The following is a 17448-nucleotide window of genomic DNA, read 5'->3' on the forward strand; positions in this document are numbered from 1 at the left end:
ATTTGCAGGCTTTTGATGCTTTTTGTTACTTCTTTAAGTGATCCCGCTGGGATTCGAACCCAGGACCCATACATTAAAAGTGTATTGCTCTACCAGCTGAGCTACGGAATCGGTTGGTTATGTTTTGCTGCTAAACCTCAGCTTTTCTCCCCGTGTCCCGTTCCTCAATCGTGGTGCAAAGGTACACTTTTAAAGGATCCTTCCAAATCACAGATAAAAGTTTTTCTTTTAGGGAAATTACAAATCGAACTAACATCCTGTTTACAAGATAAATGCAGCTTCAAAAAATTTTCCGAGCCTGCGGTTTTTCACTAATCATATTCAAAAAATAGCCTGCCGACCTCCTATCGCAGATTTTGTACAATCAGTAATATGCGCGCTACTGAAAATACAAGTTTCCCGACCATTCGACCTTCCGAATATTTTTACTTTCCCTACTTGCACCTAACAAAATAATTACTACATTTCGAGAGATTATAGTTCTACAAACATATTCTATTTGTAATATAATATATCGTCAAAAGCCATTAATTACTCTTTTTCAACGAGTTACACTCCTCAACAACAGATTTTCAAAATAGGGCTCGCCCCTTCAGCTGAAAACAAAACTCTGACTTCCAGAGTCTCCTCTATATGCATTTTAATTAACCCATTCATTTAATTCTTCAAACATTTACTTTTTAAACATTGATGAAATTTTTACAGAAGTTAATTTTCGCGAGCGGGTTGCTGGGCCTCATGGCCGCAACCTCGGATGATGCGTTACGGAAAAATCAATTGGCTGTAGCATCGGAGGTTTATTGCGGGATCAAACCCGGGACCAATCAACCATTAAAGTGGACGCACGATGAATTTCTCGGAAATGTAGGTGGTAAGCCGGTTTACACGATTATCCACCAAAACAGGATTTACATCAGATGGGACGGGAACCCCGACCCTAGCCGTAAAAACGAGGCTTTCGATAATACGGCCATTCTGCTGCATATGGATAACAACAAGTTTCCCAACAATTCTGAGGGGAACCGGGTTATTAACACTTGTATCAACTCCATTGACCCTAGTACAATGGGTAATAACTATCTAGGCACACAGCAGGGAAATATGATTCCTTGTAATAATAAGCCGATTACAGATGGCTTGATGCTTGGAACGTATAGAGGTGGCGATGGTGTAAGAACGTTCCAGTATGCAATCATCAAAGATGGTTTGCTGCGTGTGAATTTTCACCGTGAAACAAACGGATACAGCCGCGATGCGATCTCAATGGGTTTGATCCGTCAAACAATTGAAGGTGAAAACGGAAGCTTCATGAACCCTAACATGGGTTTTTCATTAAATTATAATGAAGTCCTGAGCTGCTTCTGGAATGAGCTTCCTAAAAATCCTGATTCGGTAGTAAACCCTGAGCCTAACTGTCCTGGCGGCCCGACTGTGGGAACGATCAGCAACATCTCGCAAACAGGCTTACGTTTCTCGTATTCCGGTAATGGCATTCCAAACATTGACTGGAGAATAAAATCCGGTAGCAATGTGGTGAAATCCGGCAAAACAGGAAATCTGTCTTCAAATGACGTTGACATCTCATATAGCACCCTGGCGGCAGGAAATTATACATTGGAAATAGAAGGCGGCGATTGCGTATCTTCTGTTAGCTCGAAATCATTTACAGTAAACCAGGCAAATTGCCCAAGCGGACCGTCCATATCTGGCGTTAGAAACGTATCCCCTACCGGACTTACTGTTGACTTCAACGGTTCAGGCGTTCCTAATCTTACATGGCGCGTGAAACAAAGTGGTAACGTTGTTAGAAATGGAAAAACTGGTAACCTTAGCACAAACTCAGCATCGATCTCGTATAATAGTCTGGGTGCAGGCACTTATTCACTTGAAATCGAAGGTGGCGATTGTACTTCTGGCGTGAGCACTTCAAACTTCACCGTTGTTCCCGGAGCCTGCCCTGGCGGCCCTACAATTGGCACGATCAGCAATATTTCTGCATCTGGTTTGCGTTTCCAATTTGACGGTAACGGCGTTCCTAACATTACATGGAGAATTAAATCCGGTTCTGATGTAGTTCGCAACGGAAAAACACCTGGCCTGACTTCTTCGCTTGTCGACATTTCATTTGCCTCACTGGGCGGCGGAAATTATACTTTGGAAATTGAAGGTGGTGACTGTATTTCTTCAGTAAGCTCGAAAACTTTCTCTGTGGGTTCTACAAACTGCGCAAGCGGACCATCGATTACGGGGATCAATAATGTATCGTCTACCGGGTTATCATTTAACTTCAACGGCGTCGGCGTTTCTTCGGTTACTTGGAGAGTTAAACAAAATGGCAACACGGTGGCTAGCGGAAAAACGGGCAATTTGAGCACTAATTCCGCATCCATCACATTCGGGAGCCTTGGTGCTGGCGGTTACGCATTGGAAATCGAAGGCGGCAACTGTACTTCGACTGTTAGCTCTTCAAACTTCACAATTTCAACTCCAAACTGCGCAAGCGGCCCGACGATCTCGTCAATCAAGAATGTTTCAGCAAGCGGCCTGACTGTTGATTTCAATGGTGTAGGCGTTTCAACTATCACATGGCGCATCAAGCAAAGCGGCAATGTGATCAGAAATGGTAAGACAGGCAATCTGAGCTCAAATTCTGCTTCGTTGTCATTTGCCAGCTTAGGTGCAGGCACGTATACACTTGAAGTTGAAGGTGGTGACTGCGTATCTTCGGTAAGCTCTTCAAACTTCACCTTGAACCCGGGCAATTGCCCAGGCGGCCCTACACTTGGCACGATCAGCAATATTTCTGCTTCCGGTTTGCGTTTCCAATTTGATGGTAACGGCGTTCCTAACATCACATGGAGGATCAAATCAGGCTCTGATGTAGTCCGCAACGGCAAAACGCCTGGCTTGACTTCTTCTCTTGTAGACATTTCATTCGCTACACTTGGCGGCGGAAACTACACATTGGAAATCGAAGGCGGTGATTGCATTTCTTCTGTGAGCTCGAAAACATTCTCTGTTGGCTCAACAAACTGCCCAAGTGGACCATCGATAACAGGCATCAGCAATGTGACGTTTACCGGTTTATCGTTCAATTTCAACGGCGTGGGTGTTTCTACGGTAACATGGAGAGTGAAACAAAATGGCAACACGGTGGCTAGCGGAAAAACGGGCAATTTGAGCACCAATTCTGCATCGATTACATTTGCCAGTCTTGCAACAGGCAACTATGCATTGGAGATTGAAGGCGGTAACTGCACATCTACTGTCAGCTCGTCCAACTTTACGGTTTCTCTGCCAAACTGCGCAAACGGCCCGACTATTTCAGCGCTGAGGAATGTTTCAGCAACTGGCCTGACCGTTGATTTCAATGGTGTAGGTGTTCCAAACATTACGTGGCGCATCAAGCAGAGTGGTAACACTATCAGAAATGGTAAAACAGGCAATTTAAGCTCCAATTCTGCTGCGTTGTCATTTGCCAGCCTGGGCGCGGGAACTTATTCTCTTGAAATTCAAGGTGGTGACTGTGTTTCTACAGTTAGCACTTCCAACTTTACCATTAACCCGGGAACTTGTCCTGGCGGCCCTACGCTTGGCGCGATCAGCAACATTTCAACGACTGCATTGCGCTTCCAATTTGATGGAAATGGTGTTCCTAGCATTACATGGAGAATCAAATCCGGTTCTACTGTTGTTCGTAATGGCAAAACACCTGGCCTGACTTCTTCGCTGGTTGACATTTCATTCACTGCACTAAGCGGTGGAAGCTACACTTTGGAAATTGAAGGCGGTGACTGCGTTTCGTCAGTTAGCTCAAAATCGTTCACAGTGACTGTAACGCGTCCAAACTGCAACGGCGGCCCGACGATTTCGACCATTACAAACATCTCTGCTTCCGGGGCGACTGTCAATTTCAATGGAACGAACATTCCAAACCTGACGTGGAGACTTAAAAAATCTGGAAATGTGGTTGCGAATGGAAAAACGCAAAACCTTACGTCGAACAGCGCTGCTATCAGCTTCGCTACACAGGCTGCTGGCAGCTATACGCTGGAAATCGAAGGTGGAGATTGTGCTTCGACGGTTAGTACCAAGACATTTACTATCACCGCAGTTGACAACCGCCTGCCTTGCGAGTATGGACCGATTTTGAAATCTGTATACAACCAAACTGATACGGACCTGGTGTTCAACTTCCATGGTAATAATGTTTCGAGCATCGACTGGAAAATCATGCAAGGAAGTACAATGATGCGTTCTGCCAGGGTAAACCTGACCAGTGACCGTCCAAAGATCAGCTACGCGAAACTGGAAAGAGGAAGCTATACGCTTCAAATCGAAGGCGGTTCCTGCAAATCAACTGTTCAGACCATGGCATTCCGAATTGATGACGTTCTTCCGATCTACATTGCGAGGTTTGAGGCTGCCCCGGCAGAAGAAGGCGTTGAGCTTTCCTGGAACGTTACTGAGGAGCAGAATGGTAAAGGTTTCGAGGTGATCCGTTACGACAACCAGATTAAGGTCCCGAACGTGATCGGCGAACTGCCTTTGTCTGACAAACGCGTTGGAGAATACAAATTCATCGATAAGTCACCGCTTTACGGCAACAACTATTACCAGCTGAAAATGGTCGATATAGATGGCAAATTCCTGTCTAGCCGCATTGTTACAGTGCGTTATGAAGCGATTACAGGAGCATTTATCGCGCCTAACCCGGTTAGAGACCTTGTTAATGTTGAGTTTATTTCAAAATCGGCCGGAAAAGGAAGAGTTGAAACTTACAACATGAGCGGGATCAAATTGAATTCGGCAGAACAGGATGTGGTTGAAGGAAAAAATACTTTACCATTAAACGTAACCGGATTGAATGAAGGGCATTATTTCTTGAAAGTCTACTACGGCGATCAGGAAATGAACCTGAGATTCTTTAAAGTTCGCTAGTAACTGAATAACTCACTTAAAGGGATGTGGCTCGCTGTCACATCCCTTTTTTTGTTATTAAAAATAAAAAAATATCAAACCTAATGTCCAATCCGTCGGGGCTCATTTGTAATGGGGATGTAAATTATTTATCATTAACCATAAATTGAGAACATCATGGAAGAGTACATCGTAATCATGCGGTTGGATTTACTGACCAAAGCAGCCCAGCCATCACCCGAGCAAATGGAAGGTTACATGAAACAATATCACGACTGGGTCGGAGGCATTGCCGCGCAAAACAAATTCAGCGGCGGAAAGGGATTATCTGTTGAGGGTAAGGTGCTTAAATTTAATGATGTAATGACAGACGGCCCATTTGTTGAAATCAAAGAATCGGTCGCCGGCTTCATCATCATCAAAGCTGCCAGCCTCGACGAGGCGGTTGAAATGGCACAGGGATGCCCGATCCTGAAAGGTGAAGGCAACAGTGTTGAAGTGCGTAAAATAATATCCGTGCACGAAAGCTAAAACAATGCTTGACCACGGACCAATCATCCCGCATTTGTTCAGGACAGAATACCGGAAGATCGTATCGGTGCTTTGCAGGCATTTTGGATTTCGGGAGATTGAGGTGGCGGAAGATATTGCTAGTGAAACGTTTCAGGCGGCCATGCAAGCCTGGGGCTTAGAAGGCCTCCCGCCCAATCCGGCGGGATGGCTTTATAATACGGCCAAGAACAAAGCCAAAAACCATCTTCACCGGGAGTCTGTTTTCCGGCATAAAATCGCGCAAGAACTGCAAAACACCACGCAACAGTCGGACAGCGCCGAAGTGGACCTTTCATTGCAAAACATTAATGACAGCCAGCTTCAAATGATGTTTGCTGTTTGTCACCCTTCCGTTTCTCATGAATCCCAGATCGGCCTTTCACTGCGCATTCTTTGCGGATTTGGAATCGATGAGATTGCGAGCGCTTTTATGACCAATAAGGATGTCATCAACAAGCGCCTTTTCAGGGCTAAAGAAAAGCTGCGTGAAGCGAAAGTGGCTATTGAAATGCCGCCAGCCTCAGCCATTGAAGCCAGGCTGGAACCGGTTTTAAAGACCATTTACCTGTTGTTCAACGAAGGCTATTATTCTGCCAGCCAGAACAATACATTAAGAAAAGACCTTTGCCTGGAAGCCATAAGGCTCTGCACCATGCTGATTGAACATTCAGAAACCAATAAACCAAAAGTGAATGCGCTGCTGGCCCTGATGTGCTTTCATGCATCGCGATTTGATGCAAGAATCAATGATAATGGTTCTGCCGTTCTTTACGATGAACAGGATTCCAGCCTTTGGAACAGAGACCTGATCAGCAAAGGCGGGTATTTCCTTAGAATGGCCGGACAGGGAAATGAATTGTCGAAATATCATCTCGAAGCCGGCATTGCAGCATGGCACACGCAGCAGTCCGACACGGCGGAAAAATGGGAAGGAATTTTGCACCTTTATAATCAATTATTACAAAGAGAATACTCCCCTGTCGCGGCACTTAACCGCACCTATGCGGTGGCAAAAGTCAGGGGGAAAGAAGCGGCTATTGCGGAAGCAGAAAAGCTGCAAATACCAGAAAATCACTTTTATTTTGCACTCTTAGGAACGCTCTATACAGACATTGATGACCAAAAAGCAATGCTGCACTGGCAAACATCCCTGTCTCTCGCAAAAACAGACAGCGACAAAGAAGCGATCCGAAAAAAGCTGAGAAGTGAAATTTAACTAAAAGAGGTTGTGCCTGTGAAGTTCTGTAATCGAATTGCCGCAATCGAATTGCCACAATGGAATTGTCGCAATGTACCCTCTAATTCGTCGTATTTGCACTGCTTCCTTCGGCGAAAGATGCAGTAGGTTTGTATTAGCAAAAAAGAAACTCAATCATCAAACATTTACTGTCATGAAAACGACCCGCATTATTTTCTGGATTTCTACAACATTGATCTTTCTGTTCGAAGGCGTAATGCCCGCACTTACTTCCCAAACTGAAATGGCCCGCGAAGGAATCCGGCATCTTGGTTATCCCGACTATTTCGGCCCCATGCTTACGGGCTTCAAGATCGCAGGTTCGTTAGCTTTAATACTGCCAAAAGTCCCTTCCCGTCTGAAAGAGTGGGCATATGCGGGTTTCGTCTTCGACTTTCTCTGCGCCAGCATCAGCACGACCGTAGTGGACGGATTTGGCTTTAATTCTGTATTCCCACTGATCGTGCTGGCCGTTCTGATGGTGTCCTATTACAGTTATCACAAACTCCAAGCTGCCGAGCACCGCACGCACGTTTATTGATCGCGCTGCAATTCGGAAAATGAATAAAATAGAAAGGTGCGATCCTTTCTATTTTAGTTTGTAAAAAGTAGGGAGTGTAAATATTCGCCAGATAAAAACGCTCAAAAACATTTCCAGGGCCTTGCAGCGTATCATTTAAATTGTACTTTTGCAAAATCCTCGGCCAGGTGGTGGAATTGGTAGACACGCTACTTTGAGGGGGTAGTGCCTTCGGGTATGGGAGTTCGACTCTCCTCCTGGTCACATGTTATAAAGTGCGTTTAGACTTCTTAAACGCACTTTTTTTATGACCGAGGCATCCGTATCGCCAGGATCTCGCCAATTTCTCGCCCAAAAGCATGACCTCTGGCTAGACGAAAGCGGCCCCTACCCTTTCGAATTTGCTGTATTGCAGCGACCGAAGACATCTCAATGGTATGTTTCGTTTTACGTGTTTTCGGTAAAGCGAAATGAATTGGTTAGGAAAAGGAGATACATTTCAGGCGACTCCCAAAAAGTGAAGAGAGAAAATGCCAGAAAAATTATTGACGAAATCAATTTAGTGTTGAAAGCAGGCGGGCATATTGATCCAATAAAAGTGTTACGGGATTCTGGGCAAATGCCGCTAGTTGTGGCGCTAGATGAGTTCACGAAAGATAAGCGCTTGACCCTGAAACGCCAGTCTGTAACAACCTATGAAAAATGGGCAAATTACTTTATGACGTTCCTGGAAGCCTATGAAATCGTAAATATCAACTTGAAGGACTTCAATAATGAGCATGCGGCCGATATGCGCACTCATGCATTGACGGTCCTAAAAATGGGCGACAAGTCCTACAACACATATAAGGCATTTGTCAGCGGTTTTTTCATTTACAGCAAACCCATTTATAAGCTTACCTCAAATCCTATTTCGGAAACGCTTTTCAATCTTCCCACTAAAACGAGTAAGCACATTGCTTACAACAGCACACAGATAAATGCTTACAAGGAGGCTTGTGAAAAGTTGGGGCTTCCGGAACTTTGGTTTTTTGTCCGAATGATTTATTACACCTTCTGCCGGCCTTGGGAAGAAGTGCGAAAAATGCAAGTTGGAGACATCAAAGACGATCACATTATTATTTACGCTGACACCTCGAAGACAAATCACAGATCTGTAATGATACCGCCGGCACTGGAAGTGATTTTTAAAGAGTGGAGCGTTCGAGAATATCCAGCACACTTTTACCTGTTTTCTCATGGCTATAAGCCTGGGAAAACTCTGGTTAGCCCTAACTTTTTCTATGACAAGCATCGTAAAGTTCTGGACGAAATGGACCTTGCAAGGCAGGGCTATGACATTTACGGATGGAAACACACCGGTGCGATAGCACTTTACAAGGCGACAAAAGACTTAATGCTGGTCAAAGAGCAATCCGGGCATTCAGACATAAGCCAGACAGTACAGTATTTGCGTGACCTGGGTGTGTTTCACTACTCAGCTGGCATCAACCTATTTCCCGAAATCTGAGAGCATGTTCAAATATAATCCTAGTGTTCATCGTGAAGATGATATCATCGAATACATACTAAATGAATTGATAAAACCTGAGTGGGCTGGCGGTTGTTTACAGGTTCCTGATTTTTGTCGAACACTAGATAGCTATGACCGATTTATGGAGCAAGCGGTGCGACAAAAAATGTACAGTCACAAGGTAGCCCAAAGATGTAATGGGATCAATCAACCCGAAACCGCAATAATGATTTCCCTTATCGGTATTAATATTGCAAAAAATGGAGGTTGGAAAGTTTATCTAAAAAATGCAGCAGACAGACGACGAGCAGAAAGACAGCAGCTTGCAGATAAGGAACGTGCCAGAGACGAACGTGATATGTTTGAGACTGAACGAAGTAAGCTTGAAAGTATAAAGACGGCGCTGGAGATTGAAAACCTCACTTACGAGAAAGAAACCAGAGAATTGAACGAGAGAATCAAGCGATTATCGAGTGTAAATTTACAACTTCAAAACGCTGATTTTGTCGGAAAATGGATTTCAGGCATATTAGGTGTGTTGGTGACAATGTGTATTTCCATTATTACGGAAGCGAAATTCCAAGCCATATCAAGGCTAGCAAAAGCAATATTGAAAATATGGTCATCCATAGATTGACGATAGTTCTTGTTGCTTTAAAATGTCTGAGTCTCCAATACTCGGCATTCAAATAGTTATCCAGATCTTTTAATTGTTGATTGTTCATTTTTTGATTAGTGTCGAAATGAAGACAGCATAAAGTTAAAAAAAAACTAGTGCTATCCTTAAAAAATCCCTCGCTAGGAAGTTTTCCACTACTCAACGGGTATCAACTTTATTCCAGAAATTTAGAAGCGCCACATCCATCATAAAACTCGTTTCCATGCAGCAGGACGAACTCGATCAAATGATAAATTATATTTTACCCATCATTCAATATAATACCGATGATGGACAATTGTGCGATGCTAACCAAGTTCTTGCTACTGGTTTTGGCTACAATCGCCAGCAAGTCATGATTCTTGTCGATACGCTTTTGGAACAAAAGCTAGTCACTTCAGGACAGAAGGCAAAAACACTATTGAGAATAACTCCACATGGCACAAAAATAGTTGCTGATGGAGGCTGGCACATTTACCTGGAACGGAAACAACGACTTGAAGAAGCTGAGATAGCCCGACAGATTAACCTTGAAGATGAGATGCGCGAAAGGCAGCGCCGAGAAGATGATCGGGCTGAACAAAATCTAAGAATAGGAATAGCAACAGCTCGTGCTGCAAAGAATTCAGGAATAGCAGCTTGGGGATCTGTTTTTGCAACGGTCGTATCCTTTCTATTCTCAGTTTGGAATGGTGATAACGAGAAGGCAAAGGCAATCGAAATCGCATCCAAAGTTGATTCGTTAAAAATGGCTGTTTCTCAACTAAATAAAGAAATGACTATTTTGCAAGATACTGTTCCGATAACCTCATTTGCGGTGCCAGAAACTACCTTAGGAAGCAACAAAGATTCAAGTTCTCAAGGAGCTATTAAGCGCCCAACCCGCGACAGGTAGCACCTTTGAAACTTTGAAATTAGGTCCTCAATAAACTATTTAGCTTCCCGTAGCCAAGCCGCGCCGGTCATGTATCCATAAACAGTGTAGATCCGGATTTGGCTACCAACTTCTGAATCATAGAAGATTCCAGGCTTGCAGTCAACCTTTACAACCTGGCCCGTTTGAAGTTTTTCGTAGAAATGCAAGGATGCAGGCGCATGCCGAACGCTCGTGCTGGTGTTATATCTCCCTTTTGAGTCAGTATAAGAATTGTGTTCAACATACTCACGCTCTTGTTTAAAAACCTTTTCCACGACGGTGCCGGTCTCTGCTTTTTCATTACCCATACAAATATCAATGGCGAAACAAATGATCACAGTAATAACGAGCGAAACGACGATTTTTTCGAAAAAATATCTCATAGGATTGTTGGTAAAAAAAGAACGGGACCGCTACTGCTCACCCGTTCTTTCTGTGTTGTTTGATCATGTTACTATGCCGTCGCCGGCTTGTAATCGGTTTTGATAGTGATCCAGATTTCTTCACCTTTTTTATCCGCTGCCATAATCTTTTGCATAAGGCGCTCATGAGCGGTTACGCTGGATCCGATGCAGTATTCTTTATCCTGGATCCAGTTTGTTAGACCTGGAAGCAAACAGCCTTCAGTGTTCCGGATGTAGTTTCCTGGATGAATAAGAATGCCACTGTAACCAGGTACGCCAACCAAGCGCGGCAAAAGCCTTTTGAAACGGTTTGAGTATGCAATAATGACCTTATATCGGCTGGTCGGGATGGCCGTTTCTTTCTTGGTTTTTTTGGCTGCTATTTGTGCCAGGCTCATTTTCCAGTCTAGCCCACGGTCTTTATCTTCCAAAATAAAGTGATGCACTTTTCCGTCGACGGTCAGCGAGCTGAGCGTACTGGCTTCTCCCTGCCAGCCTCGGGTCATTACTAATTCCATCAGGGTTTATCAGTGTTTTCTCGGCTGCTAGGATTTTCTTAAAGCTTTTTGCGGAAGCTAGTTGAATCCGACCCATTAGTTTTATCTAGGACCTATTCGCTTACGCAACGGACAACGTCTAGATCCTTATATAGTCTTAGCGAGATATTGTCAAAATACCAACTACATTAAACGTTGTCTTCTTTAGACAAATTAACGCACAGACACAGATCTCAACCCCTACCGAAATCTCATATGGCATTCCTTTTTAAAAAAATAGCATATATTTACTATCAATTGAACGACCCCTGATTTTGTAAATAGTTTGAAGGACTACCATCACATGAAAGCAATTGCTCTGCTTGGAGTTATTGGGCTGGTTTTTGCTTGCCGGTCTGTCTCCCATGCACAGTGCCTCACCAAAGTAAGCCGATCCACGAACAAAACGGAATATTATCAAATTGTTCAGCTGGTTGATAAGAAGGAATATCTAAGCTTGTCGCGCACGGGAGAAGAGAAGATTTTTACTTACCATAATGAAGAAGTAGAGCTTATTTTTCACGTGCAAATGTTCACGGAAATTCGGTTCACGACCAAAGAGGGCACTTTTTCACTTTTCACGACCACTTCCGACCGGAATTTCTGGAACAAGTCATTTATGCTTTCCTCGCCGGTTACGCCGCAGGAATTGGAAAAAATGAAAGGCACATCCAAGATTGAAATTATCCTTCCCGAAGAACGAAAGGTCTACACATTCAGTCCCAAAAGCAATCAGATCCTCAACAAAGCATTGGCCTGCGTGCTTTAACTGAAACAACATAACAATGTGGTTTTCAGATATAAAACAACTCTTTGTTCAATTTGGAAACAATGAAGTTGAAGTCCTCGGGATTAGCTGCAAAATCCATCTGATTTACATCGATTTCAATGATCTTGCCGTGATCGTAATGCTTGACGAAGTCTTCGTAATAGTGGTTAAGCGCCATCAGGTAATCTGTTGAAATGTCTGCTTCGAAGTCCCTACCCCGTTTTTTAATTTGTGAAACCAGTTTGGGAATGTCTGCTTTGAGGTAAATGAGGAGGTCTGGTTGTGAGACTGTGCGGATAATGGATTCAAAAAGTAAAAGATAGGTCTGGTAATCCCGTTCTGTCATCACGCCCGACTCGTGCAGATTTCTTGCAAAAATAAATGCATCCTCGTAAATGGTCCTGTCCTGAATAATGGTCGAGTAAGTGGTTTCGCGGATTTTTTGGACTTGCGCAAAGCGGTTATTCAGGAAAAAGATTTGCAGATTAAATGCCCAACGGTTCATATCCTGGTAAAAATCAGCCAGATATGGATTGCCTTCGACGGCTTCGTACATGACATCCCATTTGAAATATTCGCCCAGCATTTGGGTTAATGTTGTTTTACCGGCGCCGATATTTCCGATGATCGCGATGTGCATAATGTGAGCAATGTAATGGTTAGGAATGCATTGAGTGGGGTAAAAATATAGAAATCATTTTAATAGTTTGCTGTACGCAAAGTCCAATTACCGGATTTTCGTTAAAGTGCGTTTCTTCGTATATTTGCACGTGATTTGGAGGAAGGAGCTGCGTGGAAGAATTTCTTTCCTCTTTGGAATACATCAAAAAATGCAATAATGAAGCCTTTCAAGGTCATTTTATATTATTTCTATGCGCCCATCGAAGACACGGAGACGTATCGCGATGAGCATCATTTGTTTTGCGTGCAGCACAATCTTTTAGGCAGGATCATCATTGCGCCGGAAGGTTTGAACGGGACCGTTTCGGGCACTCCGGAGGATTGCGAGGCATACATGAATTATGTGCGTTCCGACAGCCGGTTTAAAGATGTGCAGTTTAAAATCGAAGAACACGATAAAATTGCTTTTCAAAAGCTGCACGTTCGGGTTAAGGATGAGATTGTGAATTCCGATCTGGGTGTTGACCCACTGGTCCGTACAGGGAAACATTTGGAACCGTCTGAATTTAAGGAGCTTATTAATGATCCGAATGTTGTGCTTGTGGATATGCGCTCTGATTATGAGCACGAATTAGGCAAATTCAAAGGCGCTATCACTTTTGATATGCACAACCTGCGCGAGCTCCCCGATCACATTCACGAGATCGAACATTTGAAAGAGAAAAAGATTGTAACCTATTGCACAGGCGGGATTAAATGTGAAAAAGCAAGTGCTTACCTGCTGGAACAAGGCTTCCAGGATGTGTATCAATTGCACGGCGGCATTATCCGTTACGGACTCGAAGAAGGCGGAGAGAATTTTGATGGCAAATGCTACGTTTTTGACAACCGCATTGCCGTAGAAGTTAATAAGGTTAACCCGACCGTTATTTCCCGTTGCTACATCTGCGACGAACCTTGTGACCGGATGATCAACTGCGCCAATGCCGAATGTAACACGCACGTGCCGGTTTGTTACAAATGTGGCGAAGAAATGGAGGGCGCTTGCTCTCCTGAATGCAAGGCGCATCCCGATAAGCGTACATATGATGGAACGGGTTACTATGTGAGCAACAGCAACCATTACCATCCGTTACAAGGCCTGAAAAGCCAGAAAAAGAACATTAAAAAGATGAAACTGGCAGAAAGAACTGAACCGGCCCAGTGAGTCAGTTCAGTTCCTTTTCCAGGATATAATCGTTCATCCAATAAGGACCAATCGGAATGTCTTCTTCTCCGGTGACAGAAAAGCCCAATTTTTCGTAAAAACCTTTGGCTTTATTATACCGGTTTACATTTAAAATCAGTTTTTTGCCTCCGTTCGACTTTACAAAATTTTCAGTTTCAACCAGCAGGAATTTCCCCGCGCCCGTTCCCTGCGTGGAGGGAAGTACGTATATTTTCTGTAACTTAAACTTTTCCGGCCCTTCCTGTGATACGGACGAAAATCCTTCCGGCTCGCCATTGTTCAGCAGGATCAGGAAGAAATGTTGGTCAACGGTAAACTGACGCTGAAGAGAATCATAAGAATATATTTTTTCAAACATAAAGTCAATTTGCTCTTTCGTAAGTATATCACCATAAGTAGGTTCCCAGGTTTTTTCCTGGATTGCAATGATGGTCGGGATGTCTGCGGTGGTGGCAAGCTTTGTTGAGAATGATGGCATAATGTTTAATTTTGGCTCATTACAGTTACAAATAAATATTTTTTCAACCTAAAAATCACATAGCTTCATCAGCAAGCCGGAACATGAAAACTTCCAAAAGTGGCTGGCAGATAAGTAGAAATATATGAAACCCCTTATTTTAGTTACAAATGACGACGGCATTACGTCCAAAGGAATCCGGACACTGGTAGAAGTGATGCAAACAATTGGAGAAGTGATCGTTGTGGCGCCAAACAGTCCGCAATCCGGAATGGGGCACGCAATTACGATTGGAGAACCTTTAAGACTATATTCGACGCATATATTTGAAGGAGTTGTTGAATATGAATGTTCGGGAACACCGGCTGACTGCGTGAAATTGGCTAAAAATTATGTGTTGCAGGATCGCAAGCCGGATTTGGTCGTGAGTGGCATCAACCACGGAAGCAACAGCTCGATCAGCGTGCTTTATTCAGGAACAATGTCCGCGGCCATCGAAGCGGCGATTGAAGGCATTCCGGCGATAGGATTTTCGCTGACAGATTACCGTGAAGACGCTGATTTTGACCATGCTATTCCATATATTAAATCCATTACCGAAGAAGCGCTCAAAAACGGAATACCAAACGGTATTGCATTAAACGTTAACATTCCTGAGAAGAGCGACCTGCCCTTGAAAGGCGTGAAAGTTTGCAGACAGGCTCACGCGAAATGGCAGGAAAAATTCGATTACCGCGTGGATCCGAATGGAAGAGGTTACCTGTGGATGGCGGGAGAATTCGTCAATTTTGACACTGAAAAGGAAGATACCGATGTCTGGGCGCTGGATAACAATTATATTTCTGTTGTCCCGTGTCAATATGATCTGACAGCGTATGAGGCAGTTAAGCAGCTTTCGACCTGGGATTTATAATTTTAAAATTCAGCTATGGCATTAGTAGGGAGTTTATTAAAAAAAGGAATTCATATCAGCAATATCGTTGCTAACCGCAGAAAAGCAAGTCTTCATATTCAGCAAAAAAAGACTTTGGCAAAATTGCTCGCCAAGGCGCGCTACACCGAGTTTGGAGAAAAATACAATTTCGACGAGTTGCTATCATCGATCTTGTTCAGTGAAAAAGGCGCTTACTACGAATTATACAAGAAAACCGTCCCAGTTTACGATTATAACAAGATTTTCAACGAATGGTGGCACCGGTCACTCGAAGGGGAAAAAGACATTTGCTGGCCAGGCCAGATTAAATATTATGCATTGAGCTCGGGCACTTCTGAGGCTGCCACCAAGCACATTCCGGTTACCAAAGCAATGTCGCGCGCGATCCAGAAGACGAGCATCCGCCAGATCCTCTCGCTCGGACATTACAAAGACCTTCCCAATGATCTGTACGAAAAAGGCTTCCTCATGCTGGGCGGCAGTACAAATCTGAATAATCAGGACAAACATTTTGAAGGCGATCTGAGCGGCATTACGGCCAAGCAAATCCCCTATTGGTTCAGACCTTACTATAAACCCGGTGAAAAGATCGCGGCGCAAAAGGATTGGGGATTGAAACTGGAAGAAATTACCAAGCAGGCGCACGAATGGGACATTGGTTTCATCGTGGGCGTTCCGGCCTGGATACAGCTTTTGATGGAAAAGATCATTGCGCATTATAATGTAAAGACGATTCACGATATCTGGCCCAATTTGCAGGTTTTTGCCCACGGCGGCGTTTCTTTTGAGCCTTATAGAAAAGGTTTTGAAAAACTCCTCGCGCGCCCATTGATCTACATTAATACCTATCTGGCTTCCGAAGGATTCATCGCCTACCAAACCCGCCCGGGCGCACAAGGCATGGAGTTGGTTTGCGACAATGGCATTTTCTTTGAATTTATTCCTTTCAACGAAAAAAACTTCGATTCCGACGGCACATTACTGGCTGATCCTGAGACATTAATGATCGACCAGGTGGAAGAAGGCAAGGAATATGCCCTTTTACTGTCGACCTGCGCGGGGTCATGGCGCTATTTGATCGGGGACACGGTAAGATTTATTGATAAAGCCAAAGGTGAAATTGTCATTACAGGACGCACAAAGCATTATTTAAGCCTTTGCGGTGAGCACCTTTCGGTTGATAATATGAATAAAGCTGTTGACCTTGTTTCGGATGAAATGGGTTTAACTGTGAAGGAATTCACGGTTTGCGGCATTGAGTATGGTTCAATGTTCGCACACCACTGGTATGTGGGCGTAGAGGAAACGGACGTAAATGCCGAGGAGCTCAAAACCAGGCTGGATGCCAAATTAGCAGAACTGAATGATGATTACGCAGTTGAAAGACGCCACGCATTAAAGGAAGTTTTTGTAACGGTTTTGCCCAACAAAGCTTTCTACGACTGGATGAATTCCAAAGGAAAAATGGGCGGTCAACACAAGTTTCCGCGCGTTTTCAAGAACTTCTTAATGGACGATTGGAAGGGATTTTTGGAAAAGAACGGTTACGTTAAAGACGAGCCCATCCATTAACTCAGAAAATTGACATAAGCAATCTGGCAGGCGATCAGGATAAAAACGACGCCTGTCACTTTGTTAAATATCGTGACCACCCTCGGCGTAAAAACGCGTTTCAGCTTGTGTGCAAATACTGCAATGCCGCATTCCACCAGAAACACCGCTACCACACTCGCCCCGAAAAACATCAGCACCTGGTGATAATTGTAATGCAGATTGGTGCGTATATAGGACGCAATCGTTACCCAGCTGATAAAATTCACCGGATTAAGCCCGTTTAAGAAAAAGCCGGTTGTGAAATAATAGAGCAGGTTTCCCAGACTCGTTTTTGGATAAGCAATCTGCGGCTGCCCTTTGATAATGTTCGTCAAGCCAAGGGCGATCAGAAAAAACACGCCTGCACCAGCCATCCATTTTTTAAAGTCCGGAATATCAGGAAGCAATGCAGTTCCGTAAATGGCGAAAAAAACGAAGATAATGTCGCATACGAATACGCCCAAAGCGATTTTTATCCCGGTTTTATAACCATTGTCAACACTGTTCTGAACCAATGAAAAAAACACGGTCCCGAATGTGAGGCATAATCCTATTCCTGTAAGCGTGCCATAGAAAAGCGATTCCAGCAT

16 protein-coding genes and 2 tRNA genes are annotated in these 17448 nt (G+C 43.9%); 12 read left to right on the top strand and 6 right to left on the bottom strand.

What is annotated here, in order from left to right; all coding sequences use genetic code 11:
* Positions 1 to 38 precede the first annotated feature (38 nt).
* Positions 39 to 111, bottom strand: a tRNA-Lys gene (locus L0659_RS21870).
* A 579-nt stretch (positions 112 to 690) separates the two neighbouring features.
* On the opposite strand from L0659_RS21870, the gene L0659_RS21875 reads away from it, so the two are divergent.
* The 8 genes from L0659_RS21875 to L0659_RS21910 all read left to right on the top strand — a co-directional run bounded on the left by L0659_RS21875 (position 691) and on the right by L0659_RS21910 (position 10295).
* Positions 691 to 4941 carry a T9SS type A sorting domain-containing protein gene (locus L0659_RS21875; protein WP_235128708.1) on the top strand — a complete coding sequence of 1417 codons (4251 nt, stop codon included), beginning with the start codon at positions 691 to 693 and terminating at the stop codon, positions 4939 to 4941.
* Between the two features lie 156 nt (positions 4942 to 5097).
* Positions 5098 to 5451, top strand: a complete 354-nt coding sequence (locus L0659_RS21880; protein WP_235128709.1) for a YciI family protein — start codon at positions 5098 to 5100, stop codon at positions 5449 to 5451.
* 4 nt (positions 5452 to 5455) lie between these two features.
* Positions 5456 to 6688: an RNA polymerase sigma factor gene (locus tag L0659_RS21885; RefSeq protein ID WP_235128710.1), complete on the top strand. Its 1233-nt coding sequence runs from the start codon at positions 5456 to 5458 to the stop codon at positions 6686 to 6688.
* A 175-nt stretch (positions 6689 to 6863) separates the two neighbouring features.
* A complete protein-coding gene (locus tag L0659_RS21890) occupies positions 6864 to 7250 on the top strand; it encodes a DoxX family protein (RefSeq protein WP_235128711.1) in 387 nt (128 codons plus the stop codon).
* Between the two features lie 161 nt (positions 7251 to 7411).
* Positions 7412 to 7493 (top strand) — tRNA-Leu (locus L0659_RS21895).
* 43 nt (positions 7494 to 7536) lie between these two features.
* Positions 7537 to 8739, top strand: coding sequence for a tyrosine-type recombinase/integrase (locus tag L0659_RS21900; protein ID WP_235128712.1), 1203 nt, complete (start codon positions 7537 to 7539; stop codon positions 8737 to 8739).
* Positions 8740 to 8743: 4 nt separating this feature from the next.
* Positions 8744 to 9379: a hypothetical protein gene (locus L0659_RS21905; RefSeq protein ID WP_235128713.1), complete on the top strand. Its 636-nt coding sequence runs from the start codon at positions 8744 to 8746 to the stop codon at positions 9377 to 9379.
* A gap of 244 nt (positions 9380 to 9623) precedes the next feature.
* A complete protein-coding gene (locus tag L0659_RS21910; RefSeq protein ID WP_235128714.1) occupies positions 9624 to 10295 on the top strand; it encodes a hypothetical protein in 672 nt (223 codons plus the stop codon).
* 35 nt (positions 10296 to 10330) lie between these two features.
* On the opposite strand, the gene L0659_RS21915 is transcribed toward L0659_RS21910, so the two are convergent.
* Both L0659_RS21915 and L0659_RS21920 read right to left on the bottom strand, forming a co-directional pair.
* Positions 10331 to 10699 (bottom strand): hypothetical protein, encoded by a 369-nt coding sequence (locus L0659_RS21915; RefSeq protein ID WP_235128715.1) that lies wholly within the window; start codon positions 10697 to 10699, stop codon positions 10331 to 10333.
* A 71-nt stretch (positions 10700 to 10770) separates the two neighbouring features.
* On the bottom strand, positions 10771 to 11238 hold the full coding sequence (locus L0659_RS21920; RefSeq protein WP_235128716.1) for a DUF5675 family protein: 468 nt from the start codon (positions 11236 to 11238) through the stop codon (positions 10771 to 10773).
* A gap of 322 nt (positions 11239 to 11560) precedes the next feature.
* Between L0659_RS21920 and L0659_RS21925 the strand changes: the two genes are divergently transcribed.
* A complete protein-coding gene (locus L0659_RS21925) occupies positions 11561 to 12025 on the top strand; it encodes a hypothetical protein (RefSeq protein WP_235128717.1) in 465 nt (154 codons plus the stop codon).
* Positions 12026 to 12050: 25 nt separating this feature from the next.
* On the opposite strand, the gene L0659_RS21930 is transcribed toward L0659_RS21925, so the two are convergent.
* Positions 12051 to 12665 (bottom strand): deoxynucleoside kinase, encoded by a 615-nt coding sequence (locus tag L0659_RS21930; RefSeq protein ID WP_235128718.1) that lies wholly within the window; start codon positions 12663 to 12665, stop codon positions 12051 to 12053.
* A 198-nt stretch (positions 12666 to 12863) separates the two neighbouring features.
* Between L0659_RS21930 and L0659_RS21935 the strand changes: the two genes are divergently transcribed.
* Positions 12864 to 13853: a rhodanese-related sulfurtransferase gene (locus L0659_RS21935; protein ID WP_235128719.1), complete on the top strand. Its 990-nt coding sequence runs from the start codon at positions 12864 to 12866 to the stop codon at positions 13851 to 13853.
* Position 13854: 1 nt separating this feature from the next.
* On the opposite strand, the gene L0659_RS21940 is transcribed toward L0659_RS21935, so the two are convergent.
* The gene (locus L0659_RS21940; RefSeq protein WP_235128720.1) at positions 13855 to 14352 is read right to left on the bottom strand and encodes a GNAT family N-acetyltransferase; all 498 of its coding nucleotides are present in this window, start codon (positions 14350 to 14352) and stop codon (positions 13855 to 13857) included.
* A gap of 124 nt (positions 14353 to 14476) precedes the next feature.
* On the opposite strand from L0659_RS21940, the gene surE reads away from it, so the two are divergent.
* Positions 14477 to 15244, top strand: a complete 768-nt coding sequence (surE, locus tag L0659_RS21945; protein ID WP_235128721.1) for a 5'/3'-nucleotidase SurE — start codon at positions 14477 to 14479, stop codon at positions 15242 to 15244.
* A 15-nt stretch (positions 15245 to 15259) separates the two neighbouring features.
* Positions 15260 to 16837: a GH3 auxin-responsive promoter family protein gene (locus L0659_RS21950; protein WP_235128722.1), complete on the top strand. Its 1578-nt coding sequence runs from the start codon at positions 15260 to 15262 to the stop codon at positions 16835 to 16837.
* On the opposite strand, the gene L0659_RS21955 is transcribed toward L0659_RS21950, so the two are convergent.
* Complete coding sequence (locus L0659_RS21955) at positions 16834 to 17448, bottom strand: LysE family translocator (protein WP_235128723.1); 615 nt, start codon at positions 17446 to 17448, stop codon at positions 16834 to 16836. The genes L0659_RS21950 and L0659_RS21955 overlap by 4 nt on opposite strands.

It is taken from the genome of Dyadobacter sp. CY347, from assembly GCF_021502655.1.
Lineage (GTDB): Bacteria > Bacteroidota > Bacteroidia > Cytophagales > Spirosomataceae > Dyadobacter.